8 protein-coding genes are annotated in these 13,783 nt (G+C 68.9%); 2 read left to right on the forward strand and 6 right to left on the reverse strand.

What is annotated here, in order from left to right:
- Positions 1–69: 69 nt before the first annotated feature.
- Genes ACFYZ8_RS03565 through ACFYZ8_RS03575 form a run of 3 tightly spaced genes read right to left on the reverse strand, consistent with a single transcriptional unit; the run spans position 70 to position 6,432 of the window.
- Complete coding sequence (locus ACFYZ8_RS03565) at positions 70–1,107, reverse strand: CHAT domain-containing protein (RefSeq protein WP_389049728.1); 1,038 nt, start codon at positions 1,105–1,107, stop codon at positions 70–72.
- The gene (locus ACFYZ8_RS03570) at positions 1,097–4,972 is read right to left on the reverse strand and encodes a hypothetical protein (protein ID WP_389049729.1); all 3,876 of its coding nucleotides are present in this window, start codon (positions 4,970–4,972) and stop codon (positions 1,097–1,099) included. Before ACFYZ8_RS03570 ends, ACFYZ8_RS03565 begins: the two co-directional genes overlap by 11 nt.
- Positions 4,969–6,432 (reverse strand): esterase/lipase family protein, encoded by a 1,464-nt coding sequence (locus ACFYZ8_RS03575; RefSeq protein WP_388538552.1) that lies wholly within the window; start codon positions 6,430–6,432, stop codon positions 4,969–4,971. The genes ACFYZ8_RS03570 and ACFYZ8_RS03575 overlap by 4 nt, the downstream gene beginning before the upstream one ends.
- 226 nt (positions 6,433–6,658) lie before the next feature.
- Between ACFYZ8_RS03575 and ACFYZ8_RS03580 the strand changes: the two genes are divergently transcribed.
- On the forward strand, positions 6,659–7,042 hold the full coding sequence (locus tag ACFYZ8_RS03580) for an amphi-Trp domain-containing protein (protein ID WP_359038482.1): 384 nt from the start codon (positions 6,659–6,661) through the stop codon (positions 7,040–7,042).
- A gap of 19 nt (positions 7,043–7,061) precedes the next feature.
- On the opposite strand, the gene ACFYZ8_RS03585 is transcribed toward ACFYZ8_RS03580, so the two are convergent.
- Positions 7,062–7,898 (reverse strand): class II glutamine amidotransferase, encoded by an 837-nt coding sequence (locus ACFYZ8_RS03585; RefSeq protein ID WP_359038480.1) that lies wholly within the window; start codon positions 7,896–7,898, stop codon positions 7,062–7,064.
- Positions 7,899–8,392: 494 nt separating this feature from the next.
- On the opposite strand from ACFYZ8_RS03585, the gene ACFYZ8_RS03590 reads away from it, so the two are divergent.
- Entirely contained in the window at positions 8,393–9,877 is a 1,485-nt protein-coding gene (locus ACFYZ8_RS03590) for a ricin-type beta-trefoil lectin domain protein (protein ID WP_388538550.1), read from the forward strand.
- Between the two features lie 84 nt (positions 9,878–9,961).
- On the opposite strand, the gene ACFYZ8_RS03595 is transcribed toward ACFYZ8_RS03590, so the two are convergent.
- Both ACFYZ8_RS03595 and ACFYZ8_RS03600 read right to left on the reverse strand, forming a co-directional pair.
- Positions 9,962–10,771 (reverse strand): hypothetical protein, encoded by an 810-nt coding sequence (locus tag ACFYZ8_RS03595; RefSeq protein WP_388538548.1) that lies wholly within the window; start codon positions 10,769–10,771, stop codon positions 9,962–9,964.
- A 107-nt stretch (positions 10,772–10,878) separates the two neighbouring features.
- Positions 10,879–13,680: a LamG-like jellyroll fold domain-containing protein gene (locus tag ACFYZ8_RS03600; protein ID WP_388538547.1), complete on the reverse strand. Its 2,802-nt coding sequence runs from the start codon at positions 13,678–13,680 to the stop codon at positions 10,879–10,881.
- Positions 13,681–13,783: the final 103 nt, after the last annotated feature.

The following is a 13,783-nucleotide window of genomic DNA, read 5'->3' on the forward strand; positions in this document are numbered from 1 at the left end:
CGTATGGCCTGTAACGTCCCGCTAAGGGGTGACCGCGTCCCGGGTGTCGGCGGTGACCTCGACGACGGTTCAGAAGATGTGGGCCGTCGCATCGCCGTGGGTGAGAGGGAGTGGCAGATCCGGATGCGGGCCCCTCAGCTCCGCTTCCGCGTCCTTGCAGCTCTCCGCTACGGAGCGCCGGACGGCCAGCGATTGGTACAACTGCCTCGCGAAGGTCCGGGCCTGCCCGTCGTCCACGGCGTGCGGCCAGCTGATCACTGTCGTCACGGCCAGCGCCATCTCGTCGGCCAGCGCGGTGGAGCCGCAGAAGTTCAGCACGGCGAGGCGGGGCGGGTGGCGGACACGGGAGATCTCCGCGCACAAGGTCTCGTACGCGATGCAGAGGTCTCCGCTGTCGCTGTCCTGGGTGAGGTGGATCCCTCCGAACGAGCTGTGCGCCGCGATGTGCAGAACGGTAGGTCTGTATCTGTCCAAGGCGGGGCAGATTTCGGCGAGTCTGACCGATGCCATCTCGGTCAGTTGCATGTAACTCGCCCCGACCACCTGCCGGATGCATGCCGCCTCGGCGCCGAAGTCGTTGCGTCCAGGGCGTGGATCACCGGAGATGAACAGCACTCTCGGGGCGGCGCCCCCTGGGGGGATGAGTCCCACATCGTGGTCTTGCGGGTGGATGGTGGCGGAGAAGAGCGAGTTCTGCGACGAGTGGGCGGAGATCGAGGGGGACCATGCCTGACTCAGCAGTTCCAACGGGGGCGGTCGCGTGTGACCGGTCGGAGGGCGTAGTGGGTCCCGGAGGAGGCGGTCGCCGATCACGGTCGTTGTGACAGACGGGGGAGGTGTCGGGCGCGGTTTGTCGGTCGTCTCCCGCATGCGGTGCAGGAGTTCTTCCTGTGGGATGCCGAGGGCACGAGTGAGGTCCGGCCAGCTCACGCCGTCGGCACGGTGTCGCCGTACGGCTTTGAGGGCCGCGTCGAGAGCGTCTTGCATGGCTTGGTAGCCGGGTGCTGAGTGGAAGAGCCGACCCATGTTGCTGAGGTACGTGATCTCTTCCACCGTGAGTTTGCGCGGTGACCCGGAGGGTGGGAGCTGTTGTTCCTCATTCGGCATCGGAGGCGGTTTCGCTCTGAGAGGCCGGCGTCGGCGCGGCTGTGGTGAGGGCGGTGGCCAGCTGGAGCAGCGTGGTCGCGTGGTCCGGGCGGCGCTGGGCAAGCCGGCGGAGACGGGCCGCGCCGGCCCCTCGCTGTACCTCGGAGCCCTGCGCTGCGGCTTCCCTGCTGAGGTCGGCGGGGGACGGGCTGTCGGTGCCCGGGGCCGAGAACACGGTGTACACGGAAAGCAGGTACGGACTGACGAACGGCATCTGCGTGAGGGTTGGGGATGCGAGGAAGAGCGGGAGGAGTGCGTCCGGTCGTCCTTGCTCGATGAACTCCATGGCCGTGTCGACCGCCGTCGTGGGATCGGTGATCGCGTCGTAGACGTCGGGTGCGGGAAGGTGGTCGGTGAGCTGGAGAATGCCCAGGTGTTGGCTTGACGCCGGGTCACCCCATTGTGAGGTGAGCAGTTCCCGTACGGCGGGGTCGTCGGCCAGTTGCGGGTGGCTCCTGAGGAATTCCAGATCTTCCGGCCAGGTAGGGGTGGCGAGCCATTCGGAGACCAGAGCGGACCTGGCGTTGGTCTCTCGGAGTTCTTCGAGTACCTGGTCAAGGCCTCGTTCTTGTGCGGCGTCGAGTATGGCCGCGAGGTAGTTGAGGCCTGTGGCTTCCGGGTACAGCGCACGGGTGAGGTCGAGAGCAGCTCGTCCTTCCGGCGCCGCAAGGAGCGGATAGGACTGCTGAATGAAGCTCTCCTGCTCAGGCCAACTGCGGGCGGAAAGCCAGCCATTGATACGGCTGATGGTCTCGGGTGGGAGTTCGTCCTTCGACCAGGTGGGCAGGTCGGGGAGCTTTGGCTCCAGCGCTTGTCGGGCGAGTACGTGTCGCCCCAGTTCTTCGGTGAGTTGGCGGACGGCACGGCGGGAACGGCCGGTCCAGGCGGATTCCGTTGTTTCGTCCGCGCGGTGCGCTGCTGAGAGGAGATCTGACGCCGCACCGGTGTGATCGTCACGGAGGTGGCGCCACCGGGCACGCGCAACGAGGAGTTCGGCTTGGGGGCCGGAGGGGAGTTCCGAGATCACCTGGTCGTAGGTGCGCGAGGCATCGTCGTGGTCGCCTACTTCGCTCTGCTGGTTGGAGAGGTTGTTGAGGGACATGGCGAGGTTGGGGAGGAAGGCGGCGGGGTTGGTCTGGGTGAGGCTGCGGTAGATGCCGACGGCTTCGGTGATGGAGGTGAGTGCTGCGGCGCGGTCCCCGGTGCCGCTCTGCTGGTTGGAGAGGTTGTTGAGGGACATGGCGAGGTCGGGGAGGAAGGCGGCGGGGTTGGTCTGGGCGAGGGTGCGGTAGATGCCGACGGCTTCGGTGATGGAGGTGAGTGCTGCCTCGCGGTCGCCTACTTCGCTCTGCTGGACTGAGAGGTTGTTGAGGGATCCGGCGAGGTTGGGGAGGAAGGCGGCGGGGTTGGTCTGGGCGAGGGTGCGGCGGATGTCGACGGCTTCGGTGATGGAGGTGAGTGCTGCGTCGCGGTTGCCTACTTCGTTCTGTTGGACTGAGAGGTTGTTGAGGGACATGGCGAGGTGGGGGAGGAAGGCGGCGGGGTTGGTCTGGGCGAGGGTGCGGTAGAGCTCGGTGGCTTCGGTGATGGAGGTGAGTGCTGCGTCGCGGTCGCCTACCTCGCTCTGACGGACAGACAGGTTGTTGAGCCACGATGCCCGGGCCGCTTTTACTTCCTCAGACATATCGCCAGCGTCATCGGGCGCAGAGCGTGTCGCGGCGATAAGCGCGAGGCCGCGCAGTGTGCTGTGGCCAGTGGGCACCGTCGAAGCCAGCTCGGCCAACGGCAATGGCGTTCCCTCCGCCTCGGCGAACCGCTCCAAAGCCCTGACGAAGACGCCCCCCTGCGTCGCCGCCACCGAGAGTGCCGGCTGCCACAAGCCGGGGGCGGCTTCCAGGGCGGCCTGAGCGATGTCCGCCATGGTGGATTCGTCGTGTGACGACGCGAACCGTGAGACGCCGACACACGCGTTCAACTGCTCGTCCTCGTCTGCTTCCTTCAAGCACGCCCGAAGCAGCGCCCGATCCGTGCTGAACACGCTGGATGCGAGATGGGTGCCCAGCGGGTCCGGCCGGACCGCCAGCGTGCCGTCTTCGGGAGCGGCCGGCAGAAGGTCCGCGAGCAGGGCGGCTATCTCGTCGCGCCGCGTGCCGTCGTTGGCCAGTCCTCTGACGGCTTTGAGGGTGTGGTCGAGCCGTTCCTCCTGCGGCGCCAGAAGACTCAGGCAGGCTCCGGCCTCGCGCAGCATCGCTTTCGTTCGCTTCGACGGCATGCCGACCCGGGCCTTGTACGCCCGTACCCAGTAGCCCAGTTCGTGGTCGAGGATCTTCTCGTACAGGTCCTTTTCCGAGGTAGGAGTCGAGGGGGGAGCCGAGGGAGGAGCCGCCCCGGTGCCGTCCGCCCGGGCGGCGAGCCAGGCGAGCATCACCAGATCCAGCGTGGTCCACCTGCCGGAGTCGGGGTCGGGAGGCGGGGCGCTGCCCATGGCGACGAGTTCAGATCCGCCGAAGGAGCGCACCGCCGCCCGGTAGACGCCCGTCTGGCGGGGGTGACGGGCCGCCAGAGCGCTGTCGTGCAGGGCGTAGGGATGGCCGTCCTCCTTCAGGGCCACCGCGATCTCCTCCTCCCACCAGCCGCTGACTGTTCGCGCGGTCAACAGCAGACAGGTGGGAGCTTCGCGCTCCCGCAGGGTGCGCAGTACGTTGATGACGTCGCCGGACTTGCGGTCCTCGACGTAGTCGACGACGACCAGCAGCGGGGAGGCGACGTCGCTCAGCCAGGCCCGGTCCTGGGGGTCGGGGTCGCGGACGAGGAAACCGGTGTACCAGCCGGTGGCGGAGAGCCGGTGGGCGAGTTCCGCGGCCAGGCGGGTCTTTCCCGCTCCGCCGACGCCGTGCAGCAGGACGATCCGGGTGCGCGGTCCCAGCGGGTCGGGGGCCTGGAACCAGTCCTGGAGGAAGTCGAGTTCGTCCCGTGGATGGAAGCGGATGGCGTCATGGCGGGCCCACAGGAACTTGAGCGGGCCGCTGTTGCCCTCGTCCGCCGCCAGCGTCGCCGGTACCGGCAGATAGGGCGGTGCGAGGACATCGGTGCTCGGCTGGTAGGGCAGCGGGTGTGGTTCGCAGTGCTCGTAGCCGAGACCGACGTCGATCGTCACGCTCCAGCGGTCCTCGGCCGCCTCCCGCAGGAGCGCGGCGCCATGGGCGACCGACTCGGCCCAGGGCTGCGGTTCCCGCCTGCGCGGGTCGGCCGCGTCGGCACGGGAGGCGACGCCGGTGATGTCGACGGCGAGGAACGCGCCGGGGGAGTCCTCGTTCTCGGCGAGCTCGTCGATGAAGTCCGGTGGCAGAGTCCGCCAGTCGGGTTCCTCTTCGTCCCAGCGGTAGTCCCGGTGCGCGCGGTTGGACCAGTTGCCGTCGAGCCGGACGGCGACCAGCGCATGCGCCGGATCGCCCGCCTTGGCACCGGCCAGGACGATGATCAGCGGATGGAGCCCGGCGTCCAGGCACGCTCCGGCGAAGGTGACCGCGAGATCCAGGCAGGTGCCGTGGCGTGGACGGCGGAGCACCTGGTCGGGTGGCCGGATGGTCTGTCGGCCGGGATCACTGGTGGTCGGCTCATCGGCGTACTGGATGTGGAGAGCGGCGAAGGCCTCGTACAGGGCGCGTGCGCGAGCGGCGGGAGGGCCGTCCCCGGGGGCGGGCAGAGCGGTGCCGAGGAGGTCGGCCGGAGCCCCGCTCTTGCGCTCGCCCGGACGACCGCGCTGGACGTACTCGATCAGAGCGCCGGGATCGCTGCTCGCCCATCGGCGCCACGCCGTACTCACGAGCCCGCTCCCTCATACCCCGCGTCCACCACGCCCAGGACGTCCCCGGCCTGAAGACGGTCCACCACCGGCACACCCGTGGCCGCGACCTCCACCGTGTATGTCCCGGCACCCGGCGGCAGGAGATCCGCCCGCCACTGGTCGTCGCCAGACCTGGTGCACGGCAGCCATGCTGTGGCGCCCTTCTGCCGGCTGTCGCGTGCGCGGAGTCGTATCCGTACGTGCGTCCGTTCGTCGGCCTGTACGCCGTGGAGGGTCACGCCGACCGCGACCGGGTCGCCGGACAGGGCGGTGTCGTCCAGGTCGAGCCCGAGCCAGGGGCGGTCGGGCTCGTCGCCGCGTACGGACTCGAGTGATGCACCGGCGTACTCCGTCAGCATGTCGACCACCACCGACGAGGAGGCGAGTGCCATATGACGCTCCGGCACTGCCCTGCGGGCGCGCATGTCCCGCTGCTCGATGGGGATGGCGGAGATCGCGGGGACAGTGCCGTCGCCGAGCCAGTCGGGGTTGGGCAGCCAGCTCGGTGCGCCCTTCGTCACCGACAGCCCGGCAGGCGAGAGCAGGGCTTGTTGAAGGGTGGCGTGTCCGCGGCCGAACGCGGCTGTCACCTCAGGGCAGTCGGGGCTGCCCAGCAGCTCGGTCCAGGCCGCCTCGATGTCCTGGTGAACGCCGAAGGCGGTTTTCGCTCGCGAGACGAACGACGCGTCGACAAGGGCATCTGGCCCCGTGCCGTCTGCCCCCGTGCCCTCCTCCAACTCGTAGGGCCTGAGCGGCTCTACGCCGTCCGGCCGCGCCACCGTCTGATAGCGCGGCAGGAGTTCGTACGCCGACGGCCACTGGCGCAGTACCTCGGTGAGTCCGGCCAGCCGTTTGGGGCCCACCTTCAGCCCGTTCGCCAGGACATCCAGCGCCTTGGGGGCGCCGCGGTGCGGCGTGCCGAGGGTGATCAGCGCGGCACAGTGGGCCGCGCCGCCCAGGGGGCCCAGCCAGTAGCGGGCGACCAGTCCACCCATGGAGTGCGCGACCACGATCACGCGCCGTCGGCGTGCTCCGGAGTGCTCGCCGCTCAGACGGGCAGCCACATCGGCGGCCAGGCGCTCGGCCGCGTGCCGGATGCTGTGCCGGAAGTCGTACGGGAAGAGGACCAGGTCGGCGCGGTGGTCCGGTTCGCGCCCAGGCAGAGAGACATCCACCTGGACGTCATCGAAGCGGTTGCGGATCTTGCGCACCAAGCCGTCGTAGCCGGGGACGACGAAAGGGCCGACCAGCGTGATGTCCGGCATCAGCCCGACCGGGACCAGGTCCGGATGCGTATCCAGGCCCAGCCGGTGCGGCCGGGTGACCGCGGCGGCGAACCGCCGGCGGTGCTCGTCCCAGCGGGCGGCCCCCTCCGCCGTCTGCAGGACACTCCCCCCGATTCCGGGCACCACGACGACAAGATGCTTGAGTGAAGCCACCACTGTTCCCCCGTTCGCACTCGCCACCAAGGCGCTGAACCCGGGTGACGACCACTCAGAAGAATGAAGATAGCGCCGGGTCGCACCTGTTCGGCGGGGTTTCACCGCATTGAGAATCGGAACGGATGCCGTTCGGCGAGGGGTCGCCTCTTGGCGTGCGGATGTCCGATCTCGCCCGAGGCCGCAGAATTGGAGTTATGTCCTGTTTTGCGGATCGGAGGCACCCGTGAAGGATCTCAAATTCGAGCAGAAGAGTTCGCTGTCGCGCATCGAGGCGGCCGACCGGCTCACCGCGCTCGCCGCCGCGCTGAGAGACGGCGGGGAGGCCGAACTGGAACTCGGCCCCGGAACGCTGAGCCTGCGGATTCCCGACGACCTCCGCAGCGAGATGGAAGTGGAGGTAGGGGACGGGGAGATCGAGCTGGAGATCGAGTTCAAGTGGTCCACCGCACCGGCCCGGCCCACGTCGTCGCAGGCGTCGCCGAAGGCGTCCTCGCAAGCGTCGGCGAAGGCTTCCGCGGGCGCGCAGAAGGCCACGCGCAGGAAGACCGCACCCGCCAAGCCCAGTCGCGGCGGCACGGGCGCCGGCCGGGGCAAGAGCGGTCGGTGAGGAACAGCCGACCCGTCGGTCACGCAGGTTCCGGGACGAAGGGATGGAGGTCGTCCGCCCCGTCCTGTATGACGCTGTAGCTGCTCTCCGGTACCTCGTTCCAGGCGCCGGGCAGGTCGCCGAGAGGCTCGGAGACGATGAGGCGGGTGTCGTCGGACACCTCCCGCAGGAACGCCGCATCGGGGTGCAGTTTGCGCAGTGCGTCCACCCGGGTGCTGTAGAACAGGGACCGGGACGCGCCCTCGCTCGAGTAGCGGAAGGCCCACACGCGTTCGCCGTCGGTCACGCCGACCGTCATCTGCAGCGGGAACTCCACGCCGTGGCCGCGGCCGATGCGCTCCACCGCACCCACCATCCGGGACACCGCGCCCGGCGGATCCTGGTCCAGGCCGAAGGTGAGGGCCAGGTAGAACATCAGCTCCGAGTCCGTGGTCCCTTCGATGTCGGAGTACAGCCCGGGGGCGACGAGCAGGGACAGGTCGCGGCGCACGAGGTGGAAATCCGCGATGGCGCCGTTGTGCATCCACATCCAGCGGCCGTGCCGGAACGGGTGGCAGTTCGTCTGCTGCACCGCGGTGCCGGTCGTCGCCCGGATATGGGCGAAGAACAACGGGGAGCGCACATGATCCGCGAGCTCCCGCAGGTTGCGGTTGTTCCAGGCGGGGCCGACGTCCGTGAACAGGGCCGGGGTGCCGATGCTCTCCTGTGCGTACCATCCGACGCCGAAACCGTCGCCGTTCGTCGTCTCGACACCCAGTCGCGAGTGGAGGCTCTGATCGATCAGCGAGTGGGCCGGTCTGTAGAGGATGGTGTCGAGAAGCAGGGGTGTTCCCGAGTAGGCGAGCCATCGGCACATGAACGATCACCTGTGTTCCTGCCCGCACCCGCGGGAGTGCCCTGACTCTCCCGCTCGCGGCGTCCGGAGTCTTCGACGAGTCCGCCGGTCACCTGTCCGGTGACCGGCTGGCTCCTGTTCCGTTCCCATTTTCGCCTCCCTCGCGGCGCGTCGCCATAGGGGCGAGGATCGGGCCACCGTGGAGAGAGTGGAGAGATCGGGCCACCGTGGAGACAAAACCTCTCGTTCCCCCACGTATGTGCGGTGAGGCGCGTGGTTCGGTGGCCCCACTTCGGGTCCCGCGGGATTCCGGCGTGTTTCGGAAGCGTCACGGGTCTTGTCACCGGCGCGCGCGTCGTGCGAGTGTCCGGGCCATGGTTACGTAACCATGGCCGGTTTACGCAGGTCTACGCAGGGTCTGGGACATCTGGACCAGACCGTGTTCTCATCCGTGGCTCGGCTCAGGTGACGAACCCGCACTCCGCCCTCCACGTTTTCCCGTCACTGGAGACGACATGACCAAGACCCCGACGAGGTCGCGAAGACTGGCCAGTGTGCTCATGGCCGGCTTCGGCGCGACGCTCCTGTTGCTGACCGCCCCCGGGCCCGCCCTCGCCCAGCAGGACTCCGCGAAGGCGGCCGCCTCGTACGCTCCGGTGAAACCCGCGCCGAAGGGCGGCACCAGTGACTTCCGCGGGGTGAACTGGGCCGACCCGCGCGACAACTACGCCAGTGACGCCGTCGTGCCGAGCGGGCTGAAGGTGACCGACAGCTACCGCACCGTGTACCGCACCACGCAGAAGATGGTGAGCGGGTTCAGGAAGAACCTGGGCGCCAACACGCTGCGGCTGCCGATCAACCCGGCGAGCGTGGGCACCACCTGGTGGAAGTCGTACCGGGCGACGATCGACGCGGCCACGGCCTCCGGTGACAAGGTCATCGTCAGCTACTGGGAGGCCGACTCCAGCAAGGACGGGTTCGTCGACGACACGGCGGCCTGGACGACGATGTGGGACACCGTGGTGCGGGAGTACAAGTACAACCCGCGGGTCTACTTCGAGCCCATGAACGAGCCGCACGGCTACACCCTGGACCAGTGGGTGTCCGTCACCAGCGGCTGGCTGGCCCGGCACAAGGACGTCCCGCGCGGCCGGGTCGTGATCAGCGGCACCGGCTACAACGACAACGTCACCGGCGTCGGCGCGGCCCCCGAACTGCGCGGAACCCTGCTGTCGTTGCACTTCTACGGCTTCTGGAACAGCTACACCAAGCAGTCGGACTGGACCGCCGACCTTGAAGCCCGCCTCGGCAAGTACACCGGCCGCACCATCATCGACGAGGCCGGCTCCCCGATGACCATCGGCCTCAACTACGGCGCCTGGAACGGCAACATCTACACCTCGTACCTCGCGTCCGTGGCCAACACCGCCCGCAGCAAGGGGATGGGGCTGGTGTACTGGCCGGGGCTGCGCTTCGGTGACTCCTACTCGATCGAGTCGCTGGACGCCGACGGCAACCTGGTGGACAACAGCGCCACCGGAGTCGCCCTGCTGCGCTGGGGCTACGGCTTCGGCAAGACCCCGCCCGTCAACGACCAGCCGCCCGCCCCTCCCGGCGAGGTCCTGCGGGGAGTGGCCTCGAACCGCTGCGTCGACGTGCCCGGCTTCAGCACGACCAACGGCACCCAGCTCGACCTCTGGGACTGCAACGCCGGCGGCAACCAGACCTGGAACTGGAACGCGGACAAGCAGCTCACCGTCTACGGCAACAAGTGCATGACCGTGGGAGGCAGCGGAGCCACGGCGGGGGACCCCGTGGTCATCACCGACTGCACCGGCACGGCGGCACAGCAGTGGAACGTGAACGCGGACCTCTCCGTGACCAGCGCCGCGAACCCGGCGCTCTGCCTGGACGCGGCCGGAGCGGGCACCGGCAACGGCACGTCGGTCGACGTCTGGTACTGCAACGGCGGCAGCAACCAGCAGTGGACCAGGAGCTGACACCCGGAGCCTGATCCGAACCACCGGCGCCGTCGCGCTTCGCCCTGTGGCGAGGCCGGCGGCGCGTTCGGTGGTACGGCCGCTTCAGATGACCGGGACGGCGTCGAACACCGCGTGGTGCACGCGGACTCGAGCCGATCCCGCGAGGCGTCCGATCAACGCCCGGTACCGGTCCAGGACGTACGCCTGGCGGACCTCTTCGTGCGCCGCGGCGAACGACCGGTGCGGGAAGTCGCCGCGGTGGGCGGAGAAGTAGGAGCGAAGGGCGCTGTCCGGCGTGGTGATGGCCCGGGTGTCCGTGAGCCTGTCCCGGAGGGCGGCGGCGAGGTTGTTCAGGACGTAGGTGAAGTAGTTCGACTCGGTGTACTGCACCGGGCCGTAGATGACCTGGTGGGTGGTGACGGCGGTGCGGCGACGGGCGTTCTCCGCCTGCCAGTTGCGCAGGAAGGCGTCGTATCCGGAGTCCGCCAGGAGACCCTGGCGGTGGGCCAGGTTCAGCTCGACGGTGACCCGGGTGACGTCGGCGAGGGCCCGCTCGCGGAGATAAGCGGCGGGTGTCTGGCCGTCGTGCTCGGTGGTCCAGAACTCGGGGCCGTCCTCGGCGCCGAACTTCTGGCGGAAGTGGGTGAAGGTCGCCGATCGCTCCTGGGCGAGGTAGAGGACGAGTTCGCGTACCGGGATGTCCTGGCCGTCGATCGTCGCCGCCACGGCCGTGACCGGGGGAGCCGGTGCGGCGGCCGGTGGCCGGCTGTGCCGCGGGCCGGGCAGCAGAGCGGCCACCGCGATGACCGCCGCGGCCACCAGCGCGGTGATGGCTATCACCCAGAGCGGCACGTTGCCGCGCGCCCGGTTCTTCGCCGGTGTCCGGGGCCGGTGCCGCGTCGACGTGCTCATCGCCGACTCCTCTCTTGTCTCTTGTGGGGCCGTCCGAAGGGGGACGGGCGCCCGGCCCGGAGCACCCTCATGCCCCGGGTGGGCACCCGTCCCGTCCCGCCGCCGGGTCAGCCGGCGGCGAGCGTCTGGATCTCAGCGGTGCTGAGAACCCGGTTGTAGAAGTGGACGTCGTCGATCTGGCCGTTGGTGAAGTCCACCGGTCCCTGGTTGTACGTGCCGGCGCCGATGAGAGTGGCGCCGACCGCCTTCCAGGGGGAGGTGAACGACGTGCTGCCCTGGAGGGTGCCGTTGACGTACAGGGAGATCGTCTGGGCGCCGCTGTCGTACACGCCGAGGACGTGGTACCAGGTGCCCGTGGTCGCCGCCGAGCCGGCCGTCACCGTCGTGGCCGCGGACGCGTTCGCGTCGGAGGCCCGGGTGACGAAGGTGAACTTGCCTCCTGACAGTTGCAGGTAGAAGGGGCTGACCTTGCCGCCGACGAGGCTGGCGAAGGTCTGGTTGTTGCCGCTGACGGAGTTCAGCTTCACCCAGGCACCGACCGTGTAGCTCTGGCTGGTGTCGATCACCGAGGACGGGACGACCGCCATGGTGACGGCGGTGCCGTCGAGGCTGAGCGAGTCGCTGCCGACCTTGCCGCCGCCCGCCCAGGTGGCGTTGCCCTCGGTGTAGCCGTCGTCGGTGTTGCCGAGCAGGTTGGTGACGGTGGGGCCGCTGCCCTCGTCGAGCTGGTAGTAGCCGGCGGCGCCGGTCCCGAGGGCGTACGCCTCGCGGGCGGTGAGGGCCCGGGGGATCATGCGTACGTCGTCGATGGCCCCGTTGGCGAAGTCGACGTTCCCGCCGTTCCACTTGGCCCGGCCGATCGTGGTGTGACCGGTGGCCTTCCACGGTGACGAGAACGCCGTGGTGCCCTGGAGCTGGCCGTTCACGTACAGCGCGATGGTGTGCGCGCTGTTGTCGTACACGCCGGTCAGGTGGTACCAGGTGCCGGTGGCGGGGCTGCCGCCGGTGACCTGCTTGAACGTGGCGCCGGTCGAGTCGGCGCTGCGGACGGTGAAGGCGAAGGTGCCGCCCGTCAGCTGGAGGTAGAAGGGGCTGATGGCCGAGCCGTCGATGCTCGCGTAGGTCTGGTTGCCGGTGAGGCTGTTCGGCTTCACCCAGGCGGAGACCGTGTAGCTGCCGCTGGTGTCGAGGGCGGTGGTGGGGACGTCCACCCAGGAGTTGCTCGCGCCGGTCAGGTTGACGGCGCCCGCGCCCACCTTGCCGGTCGTCCAGGAGGCCCCTGCTTGCAGGGTGCCGTTGTTGGCGCCGCCGGTCAGGTCGGCGGTGGCGGTGCCGGAACCTTCCTCCAGCGGCCAGTACGCGCCCGTGTGAGCGGTGGGGCCGGAGACGGCCGGGCCGTTGTAGGCGCCGATGTTGGGCGCGGCGGTGGCGGAGACGGTGTTGCCGAAGTAGTCCTGGCCGCCGTTGGACGAGATGACCGCGCCCGCGCCGAGGGCGGGGGAGCCGCCGCGCAGTTTGTATACGGCGGCCGAGGCCCGGCCCGTTCCGCCGGCGCCCGGGTTCACGAACAGCGGGTCCGCGGTGATCTTCGCCGAGTCGGCCGGTTCGCTGGCGGGGTGGTTGCCGTAGAACAGGTTGTGGGTCCACGTCGTTCTGGTGGTGGAGTAGCCGCCGGTCCCCAGCTTGTAGACGATGTTGTTCGAGAAGGCGACCGTGCTGTTCGGGGTGCCGCCGGTCACGCCGCCGTTGTCGCCCTCGCCCATGTAGATGGTGTTGTTGTACACCTGGGCGGTGGTGTTGCTGTCGACGCCGCCCATGCCGGGGAAGACCGCGTTGGAAGCGCCGTCGTTCTGGCTGATGTTGTAGCGGATCACCGAGGACTTGGCGCCGAAGCCGCTGCGGCAGCACCACTCCGTGAAGCCGAACGGGTTGTCGTGGCTCCAGTTGTACTGGATGACGGTGCCGGAGTTGTTGTTGTCGATGTCGAAGGCCTGGCCGTCGACGAAGTTGCGGTACTGGCGGGAGACCTCGTTGTTCTGGAAGACCGCGTTGGTGGTCCAGCCGTTCCACAGGCCGGCGCCGGAGTAGCGGTAGCCGTTGTCGGTGGCGACGTTGTTCTGGATGACCGGTGAGGCGCAGAAGACACAGACGATGTCGTTGCCGCCCATGTCGGTGAGCGTGTTGCCGTCGATGACGACGTTGGTGGTGTTGATGTCGTGGTTCAGGCCCACCAGCGAGCCGATGTAGATGCCGCCGGCGTCGTCGCGCGTCAGCGTGTTGTTGCTGATCTGGACGTCGTCCCAGCCGCTGGTGGTGTTGTTGTCCGTGACGTCGAAGGCGATGCCGGAGGACTGGCTCGGCTGGACCGGGTTCTGGACGTTCGCCCAGTAGCCCTTCACGTCGTGGATGTTGTTGTTCAGGATGTGGATCCCGGCGAGGATGCCGGTGGTGTCGTTCTCCAGCTGGATGCCGCTGCGCACCGCCGCGCTGGAGGCCGGGTTGGTGATCTCCAGGTTCTGGATCGTCCAGTACTGCTGGTCCTTGAGGTAGATGGTGGCCGCGGCGCCCCCTCCGTTGAGGATGGGAGCGGCACCGGAGCCGTAGCTCGCGATCACGACCGGGTTGCCGGAGGCGCCGGATCCCTGTGGCTGGAGTTCGCCGGTCCAGGAACCGCCGGCCTGGAACAGGATCTGGTTGCCGGCCGTGAACGTCGTCGCGTTGACGTTCGTGAGCGTCTTCCACGGGGTGCCGGTGCTGCATCCGTCGTTGCTGTCGCTGCCGGACGACGACGAGATGTAGTACGTGGTGCAGGTCGCCGCGTGGGCAGCCGTGCTGGGGACGAGCACGAGTCCCAGCGTGGCTGCCGCGCTGCCCAGGGCCGCCAGGAGGCGGCGTGGCCATCTTCGCATTGCGTTCCTCTTCGAACGGAGCGGATGAGTGGGGTGGAGCAGACCGGTGCGCGCGCCGTGCCGGGTGATACGGGGAGGAGGGCGCGCCGAACGCACCGGTCGG

It is taken from the genome of Streptomyces sp. NPDC001668, from assembly GCF_042893155.1.
Lineage (GTDB): Bacteria > Actinomycetota > Actinomycetes > Streptomycetales > Streptomycetaceae > Streptomyces.